This window comes from Pseudomonas sp. MM211 (assembly GCF_020386635.1).
In the GTDB taxonomy this organism is placed as follows: Bacteria; Pseudomonadota; Gammaproteobacteria; order Pseudomonadales; family Pseudomonadaceae; genus Aquipseudomonas.
In genome coordinates, this window is sequence record NZ_CP081942.1 from 194,892 (window position 1) to 218,688 (window position 23,797).

The 23,797-nt window shown below is 59.0% G+C and carries 20 protein-coding genes; 14 read left to right on the forward strand and 6 right to left on the reverse strand.

Annotation, left to right across the window (positions count from 1 at the left end; genetic code table 11):
- The first annotated feature begins 69 nt into the window (after nucleotides 1-69).
- The 4 genes from K5Q02_RS00865 to K5Q02_RS00880 all read left to right on the forward strand — a co-directional run bounded on the left by K5Q02_RS00865 (nucleotide 70) and on the right by K5Q02_RS00880 (nucleotide 4,385).
- A complete protein-coding gene (locus K5Q02_RS00865; protein WP_225835473.1) occupies nucleotides 70-1,071 on the forward strand; it encodes an outer membrane protein assembly factor BamD in 1,002 nt (333 codons plus the stop codon).
- A gap of 144 nt (nucleotides 1,072-1,215) precedes the next feature.
- Entirely contained in the window at nucleotides 1,216-1,458 is a 243-nt protein-coding gene (locus tag K5Q02_RS00870) for a PP0621 family protein (protein ID WP_225835475.1), read from the forward strand.
- Nucleotides 1,448-3,040 carry a two-component system sensor histidine kinase NtrB gene (locus tag K5Q02_RS00875; RefSeq protein WP_225835478.1) on the forward strand — a complete coding sequence of 531 codons (1,593 nt, stop codon included), beginning with the start codon at nucleotides 1,448-1,450 and terminating at the stop codon, nucleotides 3,038-3,040. Before K5Q02_RS00870 ends, K5Q02_RS00875 begins: the two co-directional genes overlap by 11 nt.
- A 4-nt stretch (nucleotides 3,041-3,044) precedes the next feature.
- Complete coding sequence (locus tag K5Q02_RS00880; RefSeq protein WP_225835480.1) at nucleotides 3,045-4,385, forward strand: sigma-54-dependent transcriptional regulator; 1,341 nt, start codon at nucleotides 3,045-3,047, stop codon at nucleotides 4,383-4,385.
- A gap of 226 nt (nucleotides 4,386-4,611) precedes the next feature.
- On the opposite strand, the gene thiO is transcribed toward K5Q02_RS00880, so the two are convergent.
- Nucleotides 4,612-5,712, reverse strand: coding sequence for a glycine oxidase ThiO (thiO, locus tag K5Q02_RS00885; RefSeq protein ID WP_225835481.1), 1,101 nt, complete (start codon nucleotides 5,710-5,712; stop codon nucleotides 4,612-4,614).
- Between the two features lie 109 nt (nucleotides 5,713-5,821).
- Between thiO and K5Q02_RS24455 the strand changes: the two genes are divergently transcribed.
- From K5Q02_RS24455 to K5Q02_RS00935, 10 genes are all read left to right on the forward strand, one after another.
- A complete protein-coding gene (locus tag K5Q02_RS24455; RefSeq protein WP_225835483.1) occupies nucleotides 5,822-6,313 on the forward strand; it encodes a GspH/FimT family pseudopilin in 492 nt (163 codons plus the stop codon).
- A gap of 102 nt (nucleotides 6,314-6,415) precedes the next feature.
- Nucleotides 6,416-6,925, forward strand: coding sequence for a GspH/FimT family pseudopilin (locus tag K5Q02_RS24385; protein ID WP_329959549.1), 510 nt, complete (start codon nucleotides 6,416-6,418; stop codon nucleotides 6,923-6,925).
- Nucleotides 6,926-6,939: 14 nt separating this feature from the next.
- Entirely contained in the window at nucleotides 6,940-7,506 is a 567-nt protein-coding gene (pilV, locus tag K5Q02_RS00905; protein WP_225835484.1) for a type IV pilus modification protein PilV, read from the forward strand.
- Complete coding sequence (locus K5Q02_RS00910) at nucleotides 7,503-8,351, forward strand: PilW family protein (protein WP_225835486.1); 849 nt, start codon at nucleotides 7,503-7,505, stop codon at nucleotides 8,349-8,351. Before pilV ends, K5Q02_RS00910 begins: the two co-directional genes overlap by 4 nt.
- A complete protein-coding gene (locus K5Q02_RS00915; protein WP_225835488.1) occupies nucleotides 8,348-8,992 on the forward strand; it encodes a pilus assembly PilX family protein in 645 nt (214 codons plus the stop codon). Before K5Q02_RS00910 ends, K5Q02_RS00915 begins: the two co-directional genes overlap by 4 nt.
- A gap of 8 nt (nucleotides 8,993-9,000) precedes the next feature.
- Nucleotides 9,001-12,750 (forward strand): pilus assembly protein, encoded by a 3,750-nt coding sequence (locus tag K5Q02_RS00920; protein WP_225835490.1) that lies wholly within the window; start codon nucleotides 9,001-9,003, stop codon nucleotides 12,748-12,750.
- A complete protein-coding gene (locus tag K5Q02_RS00925) occupies nucleotides 12,747-13,202 on the forward strand; it encodes a type IV pilin protein (protein WP_225835492.1) in 456 nt (151 codons plus the stop codon). The genes K5Q02_RS00920 and K5Q02_RS00925 overlap by 4 nt, the downstream gene beginning before the upstream one ends.
- A gap of 299 nt (nucleotides 13,203-13,501) precedes the next feature.
- Nucleotides 13,502-15,454, forward strand: a complete 1,953-nt coding sequence (locus tag K5Q02_RS24390) for a hypothetical protein (protein ID WP_329959550.1) — start codon at nucleotides 13,502-13,504, stop codon at nucleotides 15,452-15,454.
- A gap of 261 nt (nucleotides 15,455-15,715) precedes the next feature.
- Nucleotides 15,716-17,275, forward strand: a complete 1,560-nt coding sequence (locus K5Q02_RS24395) for a pilus assembly protein (RefSeq protein WP_329959551.1) — start codon at nucleotides 15,716-15,718, stop codon at nucleotides 17,273-17,275.
- Between the two features lie 331 nt (nucleotides 17,276-17,606).
- A complete protein-coding gene (locus tag K5Q02_RS00935) occupies nucleotides 17,607-18,350 on the forward strand; it encodes a FadR/GntR family transcriptional regulator (RefSeq protein WP_225835494.1) in 744 nt (247 codons plus the stop codon).
- 229 nt (nucleotides 18,351-18,579) lie between these two features.
- Here K5Q02_RS00935 and K5Q02_RS00940 read toward each other — a convergent pair whose 3' ends face one another.
- From K5Q02_RS00940 to K5Q02_RS00960, 5 genes are all read right to left on the reverse strand, one after another.
- On the reverse strand, nucleotides 18,580-19,314 hold the full coding sequence (locus K5Q02_RS00940; protein ID WP_225835495.1) for an oligogalacturonate-specific porin KdgM family protein: 735 nt from the start codon (nucleotides 19,312-19,314) through the stop codon (nucleotides 18,580-18,582).
- Between the two features lie 234 nt (nucleotides 19,315-19,548).
- Entirely contained in the window at nucleotides 19,549-20,313 is a 765-nt protein-coding gene (locus tag K5Q02_RS00945) for an ABC transporter ATP-binding protein (RefSeq protein WP_042553331.1), read from the reverse strand.
- A 10-nt stretch (nucleotides 20,314-20,323) separates the two neighbouring features.
- A complete protein-coding gene (locus K5Q02_RS00950; RefSeq protein WP_225835497.1) occupies nucleotides 20,324-21,163 on the reverse strand; it encodes an ABC transporter ATP-binding protein in 840 nt (279 codons plus the stop codon).
- A gap of 9 nt (nucleotides 21,164-21,172) precedes the next feature.
- Entirely contained in the window at nucleotides 21,173-22,087 is a 915-nt protein-coding gene (locus K5Q02_RS00955) for an ABC transporter permease (protein ID WP_225835499.1), read from the reverse strand.
- A gap of 58 nt (nucleotides 22,088-22,145) precedes the next feature.
- The gene (locus K5Q02_RS00960; RefSeq protein ID WP_225835501.1) at nucleotides 22,146-23,756 is read right to left on the reverse strand and encodes an ABC transporter substrate-binding protein; all 1,611 of its coding nucleotides are present in this window, start codon (nucleotides 23,754-23,756) and stop codon (nucleotides 22,146-22,148) included.
- Nucleotides 23,757-23,797: the final 41 nt, after the last annotated feature.

The following is a 23,797-nucleotide window of genomic DNA, read 5'->3' on the forward strand; positions in this document are numbered from 1 at the left end:
ACCGGGGGCGCTCATCATAACAGGACGGCCCTGCCCAAGACAGCCGCCGTCCCAGGGACGCAAGCCGCCATGCAAGTGAAACACCTGCTGCTGATCGCCATCCTCGCACTCACCGCCGCCTGTTCGTCCAAGGAAGTCCTGGATGAAAACCTCAGCGAGGCAGAACTTTATCAGCAGGCTCAGCAAGATTTGGACAACGGCAGTTACACCAGCGCCGTCACCAAACTCAAGGCCCTGGAGTCCCGCTACCCGTTCGGTCGCTATGCCGAACAGTCGCAGCTCGAGCTGATCTACGCGAACTACAAGAACGCCGAGCCGGAAGCTGCACGCTCCTCTGCTGAGCGCTTCATTCGCTTGCACCCACAGCATCCGAATGTCGACTATGCCTACTACCTAAAGGGTCTGGCCTCGTTCGACCAGGATCGTGGCCTGCTGGCGCGCTTCCTGCCACTGGACATGACCAAGCGTGACCCGGGTGCCGCCCGCGACTCCTACAACGAGTTCGCCCAGCTCACCAGCCGCTACCCGAATAGCCGCTACGCGCCGGATGCCAAGCAGCGCATGATCTACCTGCGCAACCTGCTGGCAGCCTACGAAATTCATGTGGCCCACTATTATCTGAGCCGTGAAGCCTACGTCGCCGCTGCCAACCGTGGCCGCTACGTGGTGGAAAACTTTCAGGAAACCCCTTCCGTCGGCGATGGCCTGGCAGTCATGGTCGAGGCCTATCAGCGCCTGACTCTGGACGACCTGGCCGCTACCAGCCTGGAAACGCTCAAGCTCAACTATCCGGATCACTCAAGCCTGGTCGACGGTCAATTCGTGCCACGCGAAGAAGATGCCGACAATCGCTCCTGGCTGGCCAAGGCCACTCTGGGCCTGATCGAAAGCGACGTGCCCCCTCCGCCTAGCCAGACCCAGGCGAGCCAGGACGTGATTCGTCAGTACGAAGAAGCCTCGGATCAGATCCCTGCCGAGCTGAAACCGGAAAACCAGACCGAGCAAAGCGAAGAGCCGCAAGGCAGCAAGCGCTCCTGGTTCAGCTACATGACGTTCGGCCTGTTCGACTGATCATATCCGCAGTGCGTTTGCCTACGATGCCAGTCACCCGACTGGCATCGTGCATTTCAGCCTAGCAAAACGCTGATAATGGCAACTGTCCGCCCACCCCGTCCTTAGCTAAACTGGCACATCACTCGACACGAAGAGAGCACCATGGGCCTGTTCCGCCTGCTGATCTGGATTGCCATCATTTTCGCCGCCATCTGGGTGTGGCGCCGCTTCTTTGGTGCAACACGTCGACGCCAGGCACCCCCGCCAGCGGAAACCACGGCACCGATGGTGCGCTGCGCCCACTGCGGCGTGCACACGCCGCAGCAGCACGCCATACAACTGGCGCAGCGCTGGTACTGCAGCCAGGCACACCTCGAACAAGGCCCGAAACCCGGTGCCCACTAGAGCTCTCGCGCTAAGCGGCCTTCAGGGACGGCGTATTTTCAGGCTGTATCACCTCTACCGGCTGCTGATCGGCGTTTTGCTGGTTCTGCTTGTCTCCGCAGACCTGGATGCAGAACTGCTCGAGCTGGCGCACGTGCCGCTCTTCCGGGGCGCTAGCTGGCTGTATCTAATCCTCAACATTTTTGTCGCACTGATCGCTCATAACCCGCGCAGTCTGGTTCAAGTGTTTGGCGTAGCCCTGGCCGACGTGATCCTGCTGTCCGCCCTGTTCTATGCCGGCGGCGGAACACCAAGTGGTATTGGCAACCTGCTGATCGTTGCAGTGGCGATCGCCAATATCCTCCTGCGCGGGCGAATCGGCATATTGATCGCGGCAAGCGCGGCGATAGGCCTGATCTACCTGACCTTCTATCTCAGCCTCGGCCATCCGCAGGCCAGCAGCCAGTACGTGCAGGCTGGCGCACTGGGCGCTCTGTGCTTCACTGCAGCGCTGTTCGTACAAGGTGTGACCCGGCGCCTGCAAGTCAGCGAGAACCTCGCTGAGCAACGTGCAGCAGATGTGGCGGACCTGGAAGCCCTGAACAACCTGATCCTGCAACGAATGCGCACCGGCATCCTAGTGGTCGACGAACAGCACCGCGTGCTGCTGGCCAACCAGGCAGCCCTGAGCCTGCTCGGGCGAGAACACCTGGCCGGCAAGATTCTCGACCCGCACTGCACCGAGTTGGTCAAACGCCTGCAGTACTGGCTGGAAAACACCAGCCTACGCCCAGCCAGCTTGCAGGCGCGCGCCGACGGCCCAACCCTGCAGCCCAGCTTCATCGCCTTGCAACGAGGCGGGCAGCGCCACACACTGATCCTGCTCGACGATATTTCACAGATCGCCCAGCAAGCTCAGCAGCTCAAACTGGTGGCTCTGGGCCGGCTGACCGCAGGCATCGCCCACGAGATTCGTAACCCGCTGGGCGCCATCAGCCACGCCGCACAACTGCTGCAGGAATCCGAAGACCTGCATGGGCCGGATCTGCGCCTGGCGCAGATCATCCAGGATCACTCCCGGCGCATGAATCTGATCATCGAGAACGTTCTGCAGCTCTCCCGACGGCGTCAGGCAGAGCCACAACTGCTGGATCTCAAATACTGGCTACATCGCTTCGCCGCCGAGTTTCGCAGCACGGCGCCGGCCTCGAAAATCCTCCACCTGGCTATCGAAGGCAGCAGCATCCAGACCCGCATGGATCCCAACCAGTTAACCCAGGTGATCACCAATCTGGTACAGAACGGCCTGCGTTATAGCGCCCAGCACAATCCCAAGGGCCAGGTGTGGCTGAAACTGTTCCGCGACCCGCACAGTGATCTGCCGGTGCTCGAGGTGCTAGATGACGGCCCGGGCGTGCCGCCAGACCAACTGCATCACATCTTCGAGCCTTTCTACACCACGGAAAACAAAGGCACCGGTCTAGGCCTGTATATTTCCCGCGAGCTTTGCGAAAGCAATCAGGCTCACCTTCACTACCAATCACGCGAAGGCAACGGAGCCTGTTTCCGCATTACCTTCGCGCATCCGCGAAAGATGAGCTGAACCGATGAACCGCCAGAGAGCCCTGATCGTCGACGACGAACCCGATATCCGCGAGTTGCTGGAGATCACCCTCGGGCGCATGAAACTTGATACGCGCAGCGCCCGTAACGTCAAAGAGGCGCGCGAATGGCTGGCCAAGGAGCCCTTCGATCTGTGCCTCACCGACATGCGCCTACCCGACGGAACCGGCCTGGATATCGTGCTGCATATCCAGCAGCGTTATCCGCAAACACCAGTGGCCATGATCACTGCCTTCGGCAGCCTGGATACCGCGATCAACGCTCTCAAGGCTGGTGCTTTTGACTTTCTCACCAAACCTGTCGATCTAGGCCGCCTGCGCGAACTGGTGACCACCGCCCTGCGCCTGCGTGAAGGTGACGATGAAGACGCACAACCAGGCGCAAGCAGGCTGCTCGGCGAATCACCGCCCATGCGCACCCTGCGGGCGCAGATCCAGAAACTGGCACGCAGCCAGGCACCGGTGTATATCAGCGGCGAGTCCGGCAGCGGCAAGGAGCTGGTGGCCCGCTTGATTCACGAACAAGGGCCACGCCGCGAACGCGCCTTCGTACCGGTCAACTGTGGCGCCATCCCTTCAGAGCTCATGGAAAGCGAGTTCTTCGGTCACAAGAAAGGCAGCTTCACTGGCGCCATCGAAGACAAGCAGGGCCTGTTTCAGGCCGCCAACGGTGGCAGCCTGTTCCTCGACGAAGTGGCCGACCTACCACTGACCATGCAGGTCAAGCTGCTGCGCGCGATCCAGGAGAAAGCCGTCCGCAGCGTTGGTGGCCAGCAGGAGGTCGTGGTCGACACCCGCATCCTCTGCGCCACCCACAAGGATCTGGCCGCCGAAGTCGCTGCCGGGCGCTTCCGTCAGGATCTGTACTACCGCCTCAACGTCATCGAACTGCGCGTGCCGCCACTGCGCGAACGTCGCGAGGACATTCCACTGCTGGCCGATGTGATGCTCAAACGCCTGAACGAAGGCATCGGCCTGCCACCCGTAAAGCTCGATGGGCCAGCCCTCGACAAGCTCAAGAGCTACCGCTTTCCCGGTAACGTGCGCGAACTGGAAAACATGCTCGAGCGCGCCTACACCCTGTGTGAAGGCGACGTGATCTGCGCCAACGACCTGCGCCTGGCCGACGCCGCACCGGCAGGCGAAAACGGCGATGCCAGCCTGGCGCAGATCGACAACATCGAAGACTACCTGGAAGACGTCGAGCGCAAACTGATCATGCAGGCCCTCGAAGAAACCCGCTGGAATCGCACCGCCGCAGCCCAGCGCCTGGGCCTGAGCTTTCGTTCGATGCGCTATCGTCTGAAGAAGCTGGGGATCGACTGATCAACCACAATTTGCGCAAGCCGCAGGTTGGATCGGTGCACGCAGGGGAAACCACAAGGCCAAAACGACCGATTTTGTAGGATGGCGTTGAGGAGCCCAGCGACGATACCCATCATAGGGCTGCGGCGCTCATGTCGATGGGTATCGCTTCGCTCAACGCCATCCTACGAGCGGCTCCTTGCACCTTTGCGGTCGTATATGAAACGCAGCAGATCTAAAACAGGTTTCAAAGCTGTAATCGCATCGCAGGCGAGTAAGGCGCCGGATTGATAATCGGCTCACGCCCCAGCATCAGATCCACCAATAACTGGCAGGACGCCGGCGCCAACACCAAGCCATTGCGGTAATGCCCGCAATTCAGCCACAGCCCTTCGCGGCCGGGCACCTCGCCAATAAAGGGAATGCCCTCAGGCGACCCAGGCCGCAATCCCGCCCAGTGCCCCACCACCTCGGCATCCTTCAGCGCCGGCAGCAACGCTTCGGCCGAGGCACGCAGACTGGCCAGGGCATCTTCGGTAGGTGTTTTGTCGAAGCCGACATGCTCCAGCGTGCTGCCCACCAGAATATGACCGTCGCGACGGGGGATCGCGTAGCGCCCTCGGGCCAGCACCATGCTGGGCAGAAAATCCTCGGTGCACTTGAACAGGATCATCTGCCCCTTGACCGGCTCCACCGGCAGCGCCAACCCCAGGCTCTGCAGTATTTCCCCACTCCAGGCCCCGGCCGCCACCACGACCTGATCGGCCAACAGTTCTTCATGGCCCATGCGCACACCGACGACTCGAGTGCCCTCACTCATGAACCCCTCGACCGGCCTGTGCTCGAGCACGGTAACCATGGGCATCCCCAGCAGCGCCGCGCGTAACGCCTTGACCAGCCGCGGATTACGCACATTGGCTACGCCAGGCATATAGATCGCCCGCTCGAACCCTGCCCCCAGCTGCGGCACCGCCGCATAGGCAGACTCGACGGGTACTTCGTGCAACAGTCTTCCCGCACGCTGCGCCCAGGCCAAAGCGTCGGTCTGATCGTCCAGATCCAGCCAGTACAGCCCAGTGACATGCACCTCAGGATCCAAGCCTGTTTGCGACAACAGTCGCTCACCAAGCCCCGGATAATAATCCTGAGACCAATGGGCCAGCGCCGTCACCGCGCTGCTGTAACGCCAGGGATACAGCGGCGACACGATCCCGCCCCCCGCCCAAGAGGCCTCGCCACCAGCAGGACCGCGATCGAGCAGCGTGACCCGCTTGCCCTCCGCCGCCAACTGATACGCCGACAATAGCCCAATGACCCCGCCCCCGATAACGATCACATCCGAATGCACAACTCACCCCATCGCATGAACGGCAAACCTTGACAGCGACACCTCAGGGTCTAAACAGAAAAGGCAGGCCAGGAAGGCCGCCAATCATACGCGCAAAGGGAATTGGGCAATGAATAGAGATCAACAGAAGGCGTTCAATCTCGTCGAGTTGCTTGTAGCTATCGCGCTAGTGACGATTCTCGTCAGCCTATCCGTTCCGGCACTCGCTCGATTCCAAGAGAACCTACACTTGCAATCTTCCAGCGATCTACTGGCGAGTCATATCCAACAAACACGAGCCCGCGCGATTACCCTCGGGAGGCCCCACCAGCTGTGTGGATCCAGCGACGGAAAAAGCTGCGATGCCGACTGGGGTAGCTACTGGTTGATCACCACTACTGGCCCAGAGCCAGAGATCGTTCTCCAGCAACCCGCGCCGACTAAAAGACTGTGTTGGGTAGGGTTTAGTAGCGACAGCATCCGTTTTCATGCCAACGGCACTAGCTGGGCCAGCAACGGTACTTTTTCCATCTGCAATACTAATGGCCCTCACCACCAACTAGTTCTCAATCGCCAAGGCCGCTTGAAAGTGGTCACCAGTCACAACTCCACATGCTGTTAGACCAGTCATCCGCGCATCAGAACCGATCATCCCCCGTCAGAAGACAGGCGCCAGCATAGCCGTCAGGATTCGCTTGCCCTCGTGTATTCAGACTGGACAACCATGCCAAGATTCTCGGACAGCCAATCTTCAAACTGCCTGCGCGCGCAGCGCGGCTTCACCCTGATTGAGCTGATGATCGTCATCGTTCTGGTCGGGATATTTGCCGCTATCGCGATTCCGAACTTTACCCAGTTCATCAATAAAAACCGTACGCAGTCGCTGAACAGCGAACTGCTTGCACTACTGCAATACGCCCGCACCACGGCAGTTGAGCAAAGAACATTCATAAAAGCCTGCAAGGGAACCGGCCTATGGACAGTGAAGAAAACCTGTACCGATGGCGCCGAGGCATTGCGCCAGCTGGATATCCCCTCCGGCAGCACGGTAAGCACCTCAGTCAGCGAAGTGGTGTTCAGGTACAACGGCACGGGTACAGAGGCGAGCCTAATTACCTGTCAGGGTACCGATTCAGCCAACGGCTTCACCATAGATGTTAAAGCTAGCGGCAGCATCCAGAGCTGGCCACGAGGCAAAAACGGAGCCAGCAGCGATATGAGCAACTGCCAGTGAAGGGGAAAATGGCAATGAAGACGCACAATCAGGGATTCAGTCTGATCGAGGTGCTGGTGGCACTGCTACTGACTACTGTGGGCGTGCTGGGCATGGTCGCACTGCAAGGCCGTAGCGTTCAGTACTCGCAAGACTCCGTGCAGCGTAACGTGGCGGTAGATCTGGTCACCGAACTGGTCGAGATAATCCGAGCCAATCCGGGCGAGACCTTCAGCAACGCCGCACCGCAGTTCCCAATGAACAGCGGACTCAAGTCCAGCTCGATTTTCTACAAAGCAAAGGCAGGAGACTTCTCCAGCCCTGGAGATTGTGTCGCAAGCGCTACCGTGATTGCCAAAACAGCGAAGGAACAACGTGACTGCTGGGCCAGCAAAGCCAAAGCGCTCCTGCCGGGAGGCTCGACCGTATTCACCAGTGACTCATACATTTGCCGCAGCAGTAGCGCAGGCAATTGCAACAGCCAAGGCTCTATGGTCGAAATCCGCCTTGCCTGGCAGGTTCGCGAAGGCACGTGCCTGGACGCGGCGGACACCGATAACTCTTCCACCATCTGTACCTACACCGTGCGAGTGCAGCCATGAGCGACATGAAGCGCCAATGTGGTCTGTCAATGATCGAACTGCTGATTGCGCTCGCGATCAGCAGCTTCCTGATTCTGGGCATTACTCAGGTCTATATCGATAACCAGCGCCATTACCTGTTCCAGCAGAGCCAAAGCGGCAATCTGGACAGTGGTCGATTCGCAGCATTGCTGCTCGACCAGTATCTGGGTAAAGCAGGCTATCGCCGCACGCCATCGAGCCTGCTGGAAACGTCCTTTCCGGAACGCGCAGCATCGGGGGGGTGCATGGCCTTCAGTGCCGGCGCATCTGTCACCAGCCTGGATGCATCTCAAGGTACCGGTTTCTGCATACGCTATCAGCCGCAGGTAAGTGGTGATCTCGATTGCCAGGGTGTGGCCAGCAGTACCACTTTCACGCAAGCCTTTCCGCCTAACCTCACAGCGAGCGACCTCATCGTACTGGCCTTCAAGTACGAACCGGGAGCATCTACCGAGCTGCAGAACGGTAAGCTTCTCTGCAAGAGCTTGAACGCCACCACACCTCAATTTACCGAACAGCTCACAGGCATCGCCGATATGCGCGTGGACTTCGGCGTTGGTAGCACCGATGTACTGTCGAAAGAAGTCACGTCTTACGTGACGCAAAGCGCCTGGACAACCAGCTCTGGAGGCATCCGCAGCGTGCGTTATTCCCTGCTGCTGGCCAGCCGTACAGGTCAACGCGATAGCGACGACTCCAAAATTCTCACGGACTGGCTAGCGTCGGCCCCTGCCGACACTAAAACACGCATACAGAGCGGTGACAGCAAGCGTATTTATCAAGTTGTTGGAAGTACCCAGACCGTCAGGAATCTTATGCCATGACTCAACTTTCTGATCGCCACTCGCAAAACGGGGCAGTCCTCGTTATAGCCTTGGTCATGTTACTTGTACTGACCCTAATGGCCGTGGGCAGCATGCGCGGCACCACCCTGGAAAGCCGTATCACTGCAAACAGAGCCCACGATACTCAACAGCAAAACGCAGCAGACGCAGCTCTGCGTGAAGCCGAATTCCGCTATTACGGCCCAGCCAACCTGGCCGACAAGCTTGAGGGCAAAGCTACCAACTGCGCGCTGAGTAATACTCTGAAGAGCAATGGCATTAACAAGCCCTGCCTGCTTGCCGTAAAAGATGAAAATCTCCTGGCATTCGTGGAGGCCCCCAGTACGGCTAACGCACAATTCCTAAAGAGTGAATCGGCTGGCGGCCTGCTGTGGATGCCCTATCGGGGAACGGATGCGTCCAACGCAACCGTAGCTGGTAACCGGGAAACAAGCTCGAACCTGACGACTCTCTGGAACAGCACACGAGCGGTGACAGTCGGCAACAACGCAGTCAATGCGGAGTACGGCATGGTTGCCGAAGGGCAAGGCACCTACTACTACCTCAACAATGCAAAGGCGGACGATCAGGTTTACCTGCAGTCGACTCACGCCAATATCTATCTGGGGCTGAACAATTGAGAGCCGGCATGATGAAATATTCAAAACACGCCTTTTATGTCAAGTCGCTCTCTTGCGCCCTATTCGGCATTACGTTGCTACATGGCGCAACCAGTTATGCTGCAGTCTCGCAGACTCCGCTGAGTCTAACTGTTGGTGTACCACCCAACATGCTACTAACTCTGGATAACTCGGGTAGTATGACGTGGGCCTTTTCGCCAGATTCGATCAACGGAACTGGGCCGGCACGTCGCAGTAAATCCAGTGCGTTCAACCCAATCTATTACAACCCCCAAGCAACCTATGCTGCCCCTATAGTTTTCGAGACTGACGGTAGCGAAACTCAACTGCCATCAAGCTTTACCAGTGCACGGGTAAATGGCTACAGCAGCGCGCGGGGCACTGTAAATCTATCCACCGACTACAAAGTAAACTGGGCCTATAACACTACCACTGGGCATCCGACTGCATACGGGTATAGCAATACCGATAACAGACTCTCCAAAAATGCCGAGGCGGACTTCACTGCGACCGCGACGATCACGTCGTCGGGGCGTAACACCCCTGCAGTGCAGCGTATCGCTGCCAGCGATATTACCTTCACTATTACGCGTAGCAACAGCAACAACAACAGTGGCTGCACGGCGACGGCAAGCCACCCATCCTGGCCCGCGGTTTATGATGCAAACTGCACGCGAACTAATAACAACGAGTACAAAGCGTCCCTTGAAGAACAGGGAGTACCTGCTTACTACTATGTGTATAACCCTACTGGCGCCAACAACTGTACGTTAGCCAATGAAAGCTGTTACTCCATTCGCTTTGTCGGTGAAACAGAGCGAACCAACTTCGCCAACTGGTTTTCGTTTTACCGCAACCGCGCCCTGGCCACCATCAGCGCTGCGGCTCTGGCTTTCTATGACCTGTCGCCTTCGGTTCGCTTGAGCTGGCAAAGCCTGAGCGGCTGCCAATCATTTGATGGCAGAGGCAGGAACTGCGGCAGCAATGCCTTCCAGGCATTTTCCCCGCAACACAAGGGCGAACTGTACACTTGGATGCAAGGGCTCAGTTTCAACGGTGGTACACCACTGCCGGATGCAATGTACCGCGCAGGAGAATTCTTCAAAACGGCAACGCCGTGGCAAAAGAATCCGGGCGGCACTGGCAATACAACGGCAAACACCTACGCCTGCCGGGCCAGCTACCACATCCTGATGACTGATGGAATGTGGAGCGGCAACCTCTCCCAGAACCCATCGGACTATCTCACCGACTCGAACACTTTTGCTTTGCCCGACGGGCAGAGATACACAGGACAACCCCCTTTCAAGGACAACTTCAACGGCACCCTCGCCGACCTGGCGATGCATTACTGGGCGACCGATCTGAATCCCAATCTCGCGAACAAGGTACCGGCCTACATACCGTTCAAAAGTGGTACTACCGCGACAGATTACTGGGATCCGCGCAACGACCCGGCCACCTGGCAGCACATGACCAACTTCATGATGGGCCTTGGTCTGACTCAATCACTATCCAACAGCGCGATCCCATGGGAAGGCAGCACCCATACCGGTGCAGGCTATGAGGCGCTGAAAGCGGGGACTGCTCAATGGCCTCAAGCAAGTACAGGCTCGGCGAATAACGTATATGACCTGTGGCACGCGGCCATCAACTCACGCGGCGACTTCTTCAGCGTAGATAGCCCAGAGGCGATGGTGCAGGCATTTGCCGACATTCTCTCTCGTATCGCTGATCGCAAATCCACAGCTGCGCGCCCCGCGATCAACTCTGGGCAAGTCAGCTCAGAAGAAAATGGCAACTCCACGGTGAAGACGGTCTCTTATCAGACCTCCTACGCCAGTGATGACAACTGGTCTGGCGATGTAAAACGCTTTGAGAAAAAATTCAATCCTGCAACGAGTACGATCGAGACGACGGAAGTTTGGAGTGCCAAAGCGAACGTGCCGGCACCTGCAGCTCGTCGTATCAAGATTGCAGGCACTGATAACTCCGGCCTTGCAGCTTTCAACCTTGCCAACGCCGGTTTGACCAGCTATTCCGGCACTACCCTGGCCACCTACCTCAACAGGGATCCGGAAAACGCCAACGCCGTCGATACCAAGGCTGGAGCCCGCATCGACTACCTCAGTGGCGACCGCACCGGCGAAGGCAGTACCTATCGCCGACGCAGTGGCGTACTCGGTGATTTCTACTCTTCGACCCCGGCGGTTGTTCTGAATACACCAAGATATCTCGAGCAGTTCACCAACCGACTCGAAGGCAATACTGCTTATACGGACTTCAAGAACGCCATTGCTACTCGTACTCCACGTGTCTATGTAGGTGGCAACGCCGGTATGTTGCATGGTTTCAACGCACTTACCGGTGTGGAAGAGTTCGCTTTCATTCCATCCGCAGTGTTTCCGAAGCTCAACAAGCTGACCGGCACCAACTATGGCCACGAGTTCTATGTGGAAGGCTCGCCCGTGGTGGCGGACGTGTACACAGGAACCGAGTGGCGTACCATTCTGGTCGGCACCTTGAAAGCTGGTGGCAAATCGATATTCGCCCTGGACGTCACCACGCCGGGCCAGGAAAAGTTGTTGTGGCAGTTCGACGACAACAGCATCACGGGCACCAACGCGGTGAAAATGGGCTACAGCTTTTCTCAACCGACCATTGCACGTCTGCATACCGGTAAATGGGCTGTGGTATTCGGCAATGGCTACGAAAGCGCCGGCAATAGCAGCGGCAAGGCTGCATTGTTTATCGTCGATGCCATGGATGGTTCGCTAGTAAGAAGCCTGGAGGTTCAGGGTACCGGTGGCGTAGCCAACGGCCTATCGACCCCAAAACTCGGAGACTATAACGGTGACGGCACTGCAGACTATGCTTACGCTGGCGACCTGCAAGGCAATATGTGGCGTTTTGACCTGCTTCGCACGACCCGGGACGTGACAGCACCCTTCAAAGTGACCAATAACGTCCCAGCCAGCAACTTCAGAGTTGGATTCAGCGGCAATCCATTGTTCAAAGCCAGTGCAGACAACGCGGGTAATCAGCGTCAGACAATCACATCCGCACCAAGCCTGGTGGCGCACCCTACCGGAGTAGGCTATCTGGTTGTCTTCGGTACAGGCCGCTTCTATGACACGGGAGACAAGGAAGGCGACAAGAGCATGTCGCAGAGCGTCTATGGCATCTGGGACAAGGAGACGCTGGGCGAGATTGCCAGCAACCCCAATATTTCTCGCTCGACCCTGCAGGCACAGACCATTACCAATACCACCACGGTCAGCGCTGATGGCCGCAGTCTCCAGGGGCGCATCCTGAGCAATAACACTGTTCGCTGGCAGGCAACGCAGAACGGCCAGGGTGGAACACTTCCGGCCCAGAATGGCTGGTACCTAAACCTGGTGCAGGCGGACGGCGAAATGGTCGTGGAGAATATGTCGCAGCTGGGCCGTACCATATTCTTCCAGTCGTTGCTGCCCAACGATGATCCTTGCGGAGACGGCGCAGCCAATTGGACCTACGCAATCAATCCCTTCACCGGCGGCAGGACTACACAAAAGGCATTCGATTACACTCCAACCACGGACGTGGGCACCCAGTTGGTTTCTGCCGTACGCCAGGATGGTGAGGGTGGTGGTACCGTATCGCAGGACTCGAACAATACTTATCAGTACTGCACTGGCCAGTCATGTATCAACATCTATCCAGACCCAACCAGCATAGGTCGTCAAGCCTGGCGCCGTACGGAGGAAAAGGAATGAACCGCGCTACGAGTAGTGCAGGGTTATCGGCTCGCCGTATAGGACAAGCCGGTTTCACCCTGATAGAAATGATGGTCGTAGTGGCAATCATCGGCATCTTGGCTGCCATTGCCTATCCAAGCTATACCGAGTACGTGAAACGGGGCAATCGTACCGAAGGCCAAGCGTTACTGAGTGATGCGGCAGCCCGACAAGAGCGCTATTTCAATCAGAACAACGCTTACGTTACTGCTGCTGCTGATATCGGTAAATTGGGCATGAATCTTACAAGCAACAAGTCGGCCACTGGGAAATATGTATTCTCGGTGAGCAAGGCCACTGGTGATGGTGGCTATACAGTGACTGCCACCCAGCAGTTCAGCGATACCAAGTGTGGCAACCTGACCTTGACCGCAAACGGTGTCCGAGGAGCTACCGCCTCAGGAGCAAGCGTAAGCGATTGCTGGCGTTGACGACTCCGCGACACAAACCAAGAAACCGCGCCTAGCGCGGTTTTTTTTGCTCGCAAATTCTATCTCCGCATTTACAGCGCGGCGTGAACAACCCGGAAACATGCGGCAAGGGAAACACTCTCGAGCCAAACGTGACGGAGATCACTGTCTATAGTTAAAGAAATTGAACGGTCAGCCGGCACGACACCTCCCAACGATCAGCATAACGTTACAACCGACGGGAGGTTCTGGATTAAGCAGAACTATCTGTAGCACAGGTGAGCCTACACCTGACGAAGTCGAGCAATGGAGAGCCGCGGATGAAACGCCTGCCTGCCATCTTTAGCGTTAAAACGCTCTTCCATGCCTTTTTCGGTATTTCCTTGCTGAGCGCCGCAGAAAGCTACGCAGCCGTTTCGCAAAGCCCGTTGAGCCTGACGGTAGGCGTTCCCCCTAATATGCTGCTGACGCTGGATGACTCAGGAAGCATGCGCTGGGGGTTCGCACCGGACGGACTCAGCACGGACTCTGCAACTCGTCGCGCCAAATCCAGTGCCTACAACCCGATCTACTACAATCCTGCTGCGACTTACGATGCACCAGTAGTCTTTGATGCAGCCGGCAATGAACAGCAATTAGCGACGACGTTCACCCAGGCTTGGCATAACGGCTTCAGAACGACCGTAGGTTCGACCAATCTGAGTGGTGCGGGCTACCGAGTCGCCTGGGACGTCCCCATTACCACAGTTCCTGGAAGTGCCAGCTACAACTATGGCGACGTCAGCAACTACGCTCAGCCGACAGGCACAGTCTCCAGGCTGGCCGACAACCCGAGCGCCGACTTCTCCGCCACGGTCGGCCTTGGCACGCTGTTCGCCACCCAGGCGACATCGCCCGGTGGCATCCAATTCACCATTACGCCGATCCTGATCGGCGTACTCGGCTGTACGGCAGTGGCCAGCTATCCCGGTGTTTTTTCCGGGCTCACAGCCGATTGCAGTAGAACGGCCACCGGTTACACAGCAACGCTGGTCAGGCGAGCGGTTCCCGCCTACTACTACATCTACGATTCGAGCAGAGCCAACAATTGCAACGCCGGCAACGACAGTTGTTATACCTTGCGATTCGTCGGTAGCGGTGAGCAGGCGAACTTCGCGAACTGGTACTCCTTCTATCGTAATCGGGCACTTTCGACCATCTCTGCAGCAGCTCTGGCGTTCTACAATCTCTCGCCATCCGTGCGACTGAGCTGGCAGGGTCTGGGCCGCTGCACCACGTTCGACGGCAGCGATACCACCTACTGCAGAAACAACGCCTTCAAGGCATATACGCCGGCACACAAGGGTCAGCTATACGCCTGGCTGCAAAACATCGCCTTCGATCAAAGCACCTACCTTCCGGCAGCGATGAAACGGGCGGGGGAGTTCTACAGAACGACCACCCCTTGGCAGGCATTTCCCAACGCCGCCAGCACCAACACCACCCAGAACACTTACGCCTGTCGCGCCAGCTATCACATCATGATGACCGATGGGCAGTGGAACGAAGCGGCCAGTGCGCCCAGCAACTTCCGCCATGATGCAGCGACCTTCACGCTCCCCGATGGCAGGGCATTCATTCAGCGTGCGCCCTACTACGACAGTACCGCCAACACGCTGGCTGACCTGGCCATGCATTATTGGGCAAGCGACTTGAACCCCAACCTGAGCAATGACATCACGGCCTACATCCCCTACAAGGCGGGTGATACCACCATCGACTACTGGGATCCGCGTAACGATCCGGCGACCTGGCAACATATGACCAACTTCACCATGGGCCTGGGGCTGACCCAATCACTGACGCAGAGCAACATTCCCTGGGGAGGAAGTACATTTGCCGGCAGCGGATATGCCGCGCTTGCAGCGGGTACGGCCTGGCCAGCAGCAGCTGCCAACGCAACGGACGCCAACGTCTACGATCTGTGGCATGCCGCGATCAATTCACGGGGCGAATTCTTCAGCGTGGACAGCCCTGAAGCCATGGTTCAGGCCTTTGCGGATATTCTTTCGCGCATTGCCGACCGAAAATCCAGCGCAGCGCGCCCCGCCATCAACTCGGGTCAGGTCAGTTCGGATGAAAGCACCACACAAACCGTGTCTTATCAAACCTCCTACGCCAGCGATGACAACTGGTCAGGCGATGTAAAACGCTTCGAGAAACGTTGGAATTCGGTGACCAATACCATCGATACCGTCGAAGTCTGGAGCGCGAAAACCAAGGTACCGGCCTGATCCCAACGCCGGATAAAAATCGCCAGTCCAACTTCGATCAACACGAGCGGCCTTCAGGATTTCAATGCCGCCAATGCGGCACTCAGCCTGTATTCAGGCAGTACCCTGCTCGCCTATCTGACAAGAAACCCGGAAAACGGCCTAACGGATACTCTGTCCGCCTCGCGAGTCGACTACCTGCGTGGTAACCGAACGGGAGAAGGCACCACGTTCCGGCGCCGTAGCGGCCTGCTTGGCGACTTCTATTCCTCCAGCCCAGCCGTGGTCTCGGGCGCTCGCTATCTGGAGCAATTCTCCAATCGCTTGGAAAGCAATACGGCCTACACCACCTTCAAGGCCAGCATTGCCAGTCGCACACCCCGTATCTACGTAGGCGGCAACGCAGGCATGCTGCATGGCTTCAATGCTCTGACGGGCGTCGAGGAGTTCGCCTTCATTCCCTCCTCGGTATTCTCGAAACTGAACAAGTTGACCGGCTCCAACTACTCCCACGAATTCTATGTAGACGGCTCGCCAGTGGTCGCTGACGTATACGACAGCGCCACCAGACAATGGCGAACCATTTTGGTCGGCACGCTGAAGGGCGGAGGCAAATCCATCTTCGCGCTGGACGTCACCACACCGGGCAGTGAAAAATTGCTCTGGCAGTTCGACGAGAACAGCATCACAGCCGCCAGCGCCGTGAAAATGGGCTACAGCTTTTCCCAACCGACCATTGCTCGCCTGCACAATGGCAAATGGGGGGTGGTTTTCGGCAACGGCTATGAAAGTGCGGGCAACACCAACGGCAAGGCAGCCCTGTTCGTTCTCGACGCCATGCAGGGGACAGTGCTCAGCCGCCTGGAGGTACAGGGCACCAATGGCATAGCCAATGGCCTTTCTACGCCCAAGCTGGCTGACTACAACGCGGATGGTGTAGCCGACTACGCCTATGCTGGCGACCTGCAGGGCAACATGTGGCGCTTCGATCTGCTGCGCAGCAACCGCAACAGCACAACACCCTTCACAACCACTGATGACGCAGCTGCAGCAGCCAGCGAATTCAAGGTCGGCTTCGGCGGCAACCCATTGTTCAAGGCGAGTGCGGACAATGCCGGCACGCAACGCCAGCCGATCACCTCGGCGCCAAGCCTGGTCGCTCACCCAACCGGTATCGGTTATATGGTGGTATTCGGCACCGGCCGCTTCTTCGATAGCGACGACAAGGATGGCGACAAGAGCATGCCCCAGACAGTTTATGGCATCTGGGACAAGCAGACACTGGGCGAAGTAGCGAACAACCCTTCGATCAACCGCAGCAGCCTGCAGCAACAGACCATAACTAACACGGTGACAGCGACTTCTAGCGATGACTCAACCCGTCAGGCTCGAGTCATCAGTAATAATAACGTGCGCTGGCAAGCAACGACCTCCGGTGGCTCGACACTACCCGCACAAAACGGCTGGTACCTGAATCTGATACAGAGCGATGGCGAGATGGTGGTAGAGAACATGTCGCAGCTCGGTCGCACAATCTTTTTTCAGTCCCTGACGCCGAACAGCGACCCATGCGGTGACGGTGCCAGCAGTTGGACCTATGCCATCAATCCGTTTACGGGGGGTAGAACCTCCCAGCGAGCGTTCGACTACACCACGACTGCAAGCAATCTCGGCACTTCTGTCGTATCAGCTATTCGTCATGATGGGGAAGGGGGGGGCACCCTTGCTCAGAATCCGGACAACACCTACCAATACTGTACCGGGCAAGATTGCGTCACCGTCTACCCGGATCCTTCGAGTATCGGTCGACAGAGCTGGCGCCGCGTGGAAGAACGAGAGTGAGACGTTTTCGGAAACCTCTGAAGCGAGACCGGCATCCCTATCGAGTAGGTCGCTTATCTGCTCGATAGGATAAGAGTGACTCCCATCACCCTATCAATGGATCAGACTTGCGAGCATGGGCAATCGGCAGCGTCCATCTGAGAGCACATGAACCAGCATCACGCTGTTCATATGGCAAGGCGTCCTGAATATCATGGCCGTATTGCGCAAAATGCGGCGCCTTGCGGACTACACTTCCCCGCTACTGCTACTATCTCCGCTTGTCATTCGATGCGACCAAATTGCCAGTACTGGGGTCGTATGCCGATAACGAAACAACAACGGATCGATGATGCAGGACAACCCGATTTGGACGCTTCCACCGCGCAAGCAGCGCAGCCGCCTGGCTGAAGACCTGGTGGCAAAGATTTCCCAGCACATGCGTGACGGTACGCTCAAGCGTGGCGAGAAGCTGCCGGCCGAGCTGGATATCATGAGGGCCGAAGGGGTCAGCCGGACGGTGGTGCGTGATGCGCTGTCACGCCTGCAGGTGGCGGGCCTGGTGGAGACTCGACGGGGTGTCGGTACCTTCGTTTGCGATATGCCGGCAGCGCCGGAGCTGCAGCTTGGGCCTGCGACGATCAGTACGGCCCAGGATGTACTGGAACTGCTGGAACTGCGCATGAGTTTGGAGGTGGCCGCGGTAGGTTTGGCTGCGCAACGACGCACGCCAGAGTCACTCCTGGAGATCCGTATCGCACTCGATGCCCTGCAGCAGGGCGCTGTGCAATTGCCGGCTGGCCTGCCGATCAGCGCGGACTTTCAGTTTCACATCAAGATCGCCAAGGCCGCGCAGAACTCTCACCTGCTCGACATCATGAAGCACCTCGGTGCCAAGCAGATTCCGCGCAACAAGTTCAACTCGGCCTACAAGGCACACGAGGACGGCGAGGCGTACAAGGATAACCTGAGCATCGAGCACGAGATGATCTACGAGTCCATCGCCCGTGGCGATGTCGACTGCGCCCGTGCCGCCATGCAACTGCATCTGATCAACAGTCGCGAGCGCCTACTCAAGGCTCAGCGTCGAGGCTGATTCGCCGCGACTGCTGCACAAAACGTGCGGCCTGCCTCTGACGGCGAATAAACCGGCAACCTCGATAGCAGGGCGCGGCCAACATCGCCTCGCCCGCAAGCGGGCTCCTACACTGGCGGCTATACGCCCAGCTCATCGCAGGCAAAACGCAACGGACGCCTCCGGACTCTTCATCTCAAGATGCAGAGCCCTCGGGCGTCCGTTATTCGCACCTAGGCGCGTTTTTCATTTACATGAAGTTGTACTGCACGCCAACCCGGAAACGCATCTGGCGGTCGTCCTCGGTAGGGCTGACGCGTATGTCACCGATTTCGATGAAGGGTGCCCAGGCTTTGTCCAGCTTGTATTTGACGATCAGATTCTGCTCGTAGTCGCTCTTCTTGTTGTCGTAGCGGATGTAGTCGGTATCGAAGTAGATGTACTGGTACTCGTAGGACAGTTTGCCGGCCGGGGTGTAGCCGAGCCAGCCCTCATAGCGTTGCGTGTTGCGATTGTCGGAGCCACGATCCGGAACGTCTTCGTCGATCCGGTCACGATTGAGCTTCAGCGCATCGAAGCGGTAGCGGGCGGCGACATAGAACTGATCATTGAGCTTGCGGGTGTACTTGAGGCCGAACTTGTAGGTCGTGCCGTTCTCGTTGCTGTCCAGCTGGATCGCAGGCTGCCAGGTCGACACCGCGCTGTATTTGTACTGGTAGCTGGTGGTCAGCTCGTGGCCGCTCGACACCGTGTTATCGAAGGCGACGTCCTTGCGATCGCCGGCGGTGCGGTACTTCAGCTCGCCTTCGAAACCCAGGCCGTTGTCCATGCGGTAAGAGAGTTTGACCCGGTCGGAGTGCATACGGTCATCGTCGAGAAACTGGTGGCGATAGTTGATCGAGGCACTATCGGCCAAAGCACTGCCCGCAGCGGCAGTGGACAGCAGGCAAACGAGTAGACGCAGAGTGAGAGTTTTTTTATTCATGATGATCTTCTTGTTGTTTTCTATGGGTTGAGTTTGTGTTGCCCGGTTTTCAGGCAAAGCGCCGCCCTGCAGCGCTTTGTCCGCATGTTCGAATTGCTGTGTTTGCCATCGCGCAGGCGAGTCCGTGCCGCGGGCCTGGAAGCCCGTTTCAGAAAATTGGCAGGGGAGCTCGCGCTATTGCGCGGTGCAGAGCGTCAGGTGCCGGCAGACACCTGAGGCTTGCGGGTTACGCCATCAAGGCGGTGCAACGGCACCGATGTCACGGCTGGCATCGACCAGCAGTTGGGTGTAGGCGTGCTCGGCACGGTTCTGCGCCAGCAGGCCGGTGTCGAGGGTTTCCACGATGCGCCCGTGCTGCATCACGGCAACCCGGTCACAGAGGTGGGCGACCACACCCAGGTCATGGGTCACCAGCAGGTAGGTCAGCCCCTCCTGCTCGCGCAGATCGGAGAGCAGGTTAAGGATCTCCGCCTGCACCGACACGTCGAGGGCCGAGGTCGGTTCGTCGAGCAGTAGCACGCGCGGTTCGAGGATCAGCGCCCTGGCGATGGCCACCCGCTGACGCTGGCCACCGGACAACTGGTGGGGGTAGCGATAGCGGAAGCTGTCGTTGAGGCCGACCTTGTTGAGGATCGAGGTAACCCGATCCCCGCGATCACCGATGCCGTGCACGCTGAGCGGTTCGCTCAACGCCGAGTCGATGGTGTGACGCGGGTGCAGCGAGCCGTAGGGATCCTGAAAGACCATCTGCACCTGGCGAAAGTGCGCCAGATCCAGCTTGTGGCGCAGGCCACGGCCAGCAACGCTCAGATGCCCTTCCCAATGCCGGTACTGACCGGCCAGGCAACGCAGCACCGTGGTCTTGCCCGAGCCGGACTCGCCGACCAGGCCAAACGATTCGCCCTCTTCGACGCGCAGGGCGACGTCGTAGAGCACCTGATTGCGCGCCGCACTGACGCCGAAACTGAGATTGAGTGAATCCACTTCGATCATGGCCATGGGTGCGTACTCAATGGGTCAGCCAGAGGGGATCGCGCTGCAGATTGGGCAGGCGCGGACGAGGTCGGTCGATGTTCGGCAAAGCGGCCAGCAGGCCCTGGGTGTAGGGATGCTTGGCGTTGTCCAGGTCGGCGGCGTCGAGTGCCTCGACCACGCGGCCGGCGTACATCACCAGCACCCGGTCGCAGAAACTGCGCACCATGTTGAGATCGTGGCTGATCAGGATCAGGCCCAGATCACGCTGCCCGACCAGTTCATCGAGCACGCTGAGCACCTGGCGGCGCACCGAGACGTCGAGCGCCGAGGTGGGCTCGTCGGCGACGATGATTTCCGGGTCGGTGATCACCATCATGGCGATCATGATGCGCTGCGCCATGCCGCCGGAGACTTCGTGCGGGTAGAGGCCGTAGACCCGTTTGGGATCACGGATATGCACCTTGTCGAGCATGTCCAGCACCCGCTCGCGGGCGTCGGCACGGCTGGCGCGGTGATGCGCCAGGTAGGCTTCGGCGATCTGTTCGCCGACGCGCACCACCGGGTTCAACGAGTACTTGGGGTCTTGCATGATCATCGAGATGCGCTTGCCGCGAATGGCCTGAATCTGTTTTTCGCTGGCGCCGAGCAGGTCGACCTCGCCAAGCGTCATGGTCTTCGCGGTGATACGCGCGCTGGCCGGATGCAGGCGCAGCAGGCTGCGCCCCACGGTGGACTTGCCAGAGCCGGACTCACCGACGATGGCCAGCTTTTCGCGGCCCAGGCTGAAGGACACGTTGCGGATCGCGTCGACCTCCTTGCGGCCGCTGGTGAAGCGTACGCAGAGGTCGTTTACTTCCAGTTTGATAGCGGACATGAGGCCTCCTTATTCGCTGCGCGGATCGAGAACGTCGCGCAGACCGTCCCCCAACAGATTGAACGCCAGGCTGACCAACATGATGGTCGCCCCCGGAACAGCTACCAGCCACCAGCACTCGAGCATGTAGCGGCGCCCGGTGGAAATCATCGCGCCCCACTCTGGCAGCGGCGCCTGGGCACCGAGACCGAGGAAGCCCAGCGCGGCGGCGGTGAGAATGATGCTGGCCATGTTCATGGTCAGGCGGATGATCACCGACGACATGCACATCGGCATGATGTGGCGAAAGATGATGCGTGACGACGAGGCGCCCTGCAGCTGTACCGCGACCACGAAATCGGCGTTGCGCAGCGACAGGGTTTCCGCCCGGGCCAGGCGCGCGATGGGCGGCCAGGAAGTCAGCGCGATGGCGATGACCGCATGTTCCAGGCCTGGGCCCAGTGCAGCGATGAAGGCCAGCGCCAGCACCAGGCTGGGGAACGAGATGAAGATGTCGGTGATGCGCATGAACAGCGCATCGACGAAGCCACCGAAGTAGCCGGAAATGGTGCCGACCAGCAAGCCGATGGGGCCGACGATGATGGTCACCAGACCGATGATGTACAGGGTGATGCGCGAGCCGTAGACCAGCCGGCTGAACACGTCGCGGCCGTACTCGTCGGTGCCGAACCAGTGTGCCGCGCTCGGCGCCTTGAGGGCGTTGCTGAGGTTCTGCACGATCGGGTCGTGGGTGGCGATCCACGGCGCGAAGGCGGCCACCAGGATCAACAGCATGACCACGCTGGAACCCATAAGCGTCATGGGGTTGCGCAGCAGGTGCTGCATCACCCGCACGCTGCTGTGGCAGAACGCCTGGAACGCCGAGACGGGTGTCTGCTCGCCCGTGCGCTTGATGGATGAAGATGAAGAGATGTTGGCAATCATCGTATGCCTCCGGAACTCGGTTCGGGTCGATGCCGGGCGCGCTGCCGCGCCCGATCACTCAACGCTGCTTGTACACACCCAGGTAACGCGTCGCCTCGGCGTCGGCACCCTGGAATCCTTTGACGTCAGCCGCGCTGACCACCGGATCGGTCATCTGCGAAATCATCATGATCGGCCCCACCAGCTCGTCGTAACGCTGCTGCACGCGGTGATACATGCTCAGCTTGGCGGCGGCGTCGCGCTCCACGCCGAGTTTGTCGATCAGGCTGTTGAGCTCGTCGTCCTGGAACGCCGCGCGCCAGCCCTGGAAGTTGGCGATACCGGCGTCATCACGGTTGTCCGGGTTGTAAACGAAGGTGCGCAGGCTGAAGTACGGATGCGGATAACGCTCGGCGCCGCGGGCCACGATGATCTCGAAGTTGCGCGCACGCATGGCGCCGTACACCTGATTACCGGTACCGGTGACGATGCTCGCCTGGATGCCGGCCTGGGCCAGGGTCGACTGCAGGTTCGAGGCGATGTTGACGAAGGGCGGCTCGGCCAGGGTGCGGATGGTGGTCTTGAACCCCTGCGGGTGGCCGGCCTCGGCGAGCAGCGCCTTGGCGGCGTCGACGTCCAGCGTGTAGCCAGGGTCTGGCAGGCGCGCCGTCAGCCCCAGTTGCATGGGCTGCTGGTTGAGCTTGCCGTAATAAGGCATGACCACCTTGTCCAGGCCCTGATAGTCGATCAGCGAACGCACGGCCTTGCGCACACGGATGTCGTCGAACGGCGCCTGCTTCATGCTCATGGCGACGTAGTACATGGTGCCGCGCTGCAGCGTCTGGATCTGCATGTTGCCCTTGGCGGCCAGCGCCTGGACGTCGGAGGCGGCCATGCCGTAGCCCATGTCCAGGTCACCGCGCTCGAGCATCAGGCGCAGCGATTGCGATTCAGTGATATGGCGGATCAGTACGCGTTTGAGCTTAGTGGCGCCGCCCCAGTAATCGGCGAACGCGGTCATCACCAGGGTGTCGTTGGCACGCCAGGAACTGAGGGTGAACGGGCCGCTGCCCGCTTCGTTGGTGACCAGCCAGGCAGCGCCCAGATCGCCGTCCTTTTCATGTTCGAGCACGGTCTTGCGATCCAGCACCACGGCGCTTGGCGAAGTGGCCAGGGTGTCGATCACCAGCAGCGGGTCGGTCGGCTGAGGCAGCTCGATGACCAGCGTCGAATCGTTCTCGGCGCGGATCAGTTGCCCAATGTTGTCCAGGGTGTAGCCGTAGGCCTTCCAGGTGGTGGCCAGGCCGAAGTTGAGTTTCAGCACCCGATACAGCGACCAGGCGACGTCTTCGGCGGTCAGCGCATTGCCGGAATGGAAGCGCACGTCATCGCGCAGGTGAAAGGTCAGCCGGCGACCGTCTTCGCTGACGTCCCAGCGCTCGGCCAATTGCGGGATGTGCGCATCGGGGCTGCCGTCCTTGCGCAACACCAGGGTGTCGTACAGGTTGGCGTTGATGCCCGAGGCATCGAGCCCAGGCGCGTTGGCCGGGTCGATGGAGAACAGATTGGCCATGCTCATGCCGACGATCAGTTGATCGTCCGGAGTCTTGGCCTGGGCGGTCAGCAGCGGAGCGGTACACAGCAGCGCACCGAGCACGCCGCAAAGCAGCGTGGAGCGAAACGATTTCATGCGGATGTCCCTATTGTAATTATTGAAGGGCTGCAATCGAT

Coding starts and splice junctions, on each gene's coding strand:
- K5Q02_RS00915 (WP_225835488.1), top strand. CDS start 8,348: ATGACTCAACTTTCTGATCGCCACTCGCAAAACGGGGCAGTCCTCGTT.
- K5Q02_RS00925 (WP_225835492.1), top strand. CDS start 12,747: ATGAACCGCGCTACGAGTAGTGCAGGGTTATCGGCTCGCCGTATAGGA.
- K5Q02_RS00940 (WP_225835495.1), bottom strand. CDS start 19,314: ATGAATAAAAAAACTCTCACTCTGCGTCTACTCGTTTGCCTGCTGTCC.
- K5Q02_RS00870 (WP_225835475.1), top strand. CDS start 1,216: ATGGGCCTGTTCCGCCTGCTGATCTGGATTGCCATCATTTTCGCCGCC.
- pilV (WP_225835484.1), top strand. CDS start 6,940: ATGAAGACGCACAATCAGGGATTCAGTCTGATCGAGGTGCTGGTGGCA.
- K5Q02_RS00910 (WP_225835486.1), top strand. CDS start 7,503: ATGAGCGACATGAAGCGCCAATGTGGTCTGTCAATGATCGAACTGCTG.
- K5Q02_RS24385 (WP_329959549.1), top strand. CDS start 6,416: ATGCCAAGATTCTCGGACAGCCAATCTTCAAACTGCCTGCGCGCGCAG.
- K5Q02_RS24390 (WP_329959550.1), top strand. CDS start 13,502: ATGAAACGCCTGCCTGCCATCTTTAGCGTTAAAACGCTCTTCCATGCC.
- K5Q02_RS00935 (WP_225835494.1), top strand. CDS start 17,607: ATGCAGGACAACCCGATTTGGACGCTTCCACCGCGCAAGCAGCGCAGC.
- K5Q02_RS00950 (WP_225835497.1), bottom strand. CDS start 21,163: ATGTCCGCTATCAAACTGGAAGTAAACGACCTCTGCGTACGCTTCACC.
- K5Q02_RS00955 (WP_225835499.1), bottom strand. CDS start 22,087: ATGATTGCCAACATCTCTTCATCTTCATCCATCAAGCGCACGGGCGAG.
- K5Q02_RS00960 (WP_225835501.1), bottom strand. CDS start 23,756: ATGAAATCGTTTCGCTCCACGCTGCTTTGCGGCGTGCTCGGTGCGCTG.
- K5Q02_RS00865 (WP_225835473.1), top strand. CDS start 70: ATGCAAGTGAAACACCTGCTGCTGATCGCCATCCTCGCACTCACCGCC.
- K5Q02_RS00880 (WP_225835480.1), top strand. CDS start 3,045: ATGAACCGCCAGAGAGCCCTGATCGTCGACGACGAACCCGATATCCGC.
- K5Q02_RS00945 (WP_042553331.1), bottom strand. CDS start 20,313: ATGGCCATGATCGAAGTGGATTCACTCAATCTCAGTTTCGGCGTCAGT.
- K5Q02_RS24455 (WP_225835483.1), top strand. CDS start 5,822: ATGAATAGAGATCAACAGAAGGCGTTCAATCTCGTCGAGTTGCTTGTA.
- K5Q02_RS00920 (WP_225835490.1), top strand. CDS start 9,001: ATGATGAAATATTCAAAACACGCCTTTTATGTCAAGTCGCTCTCTTGC.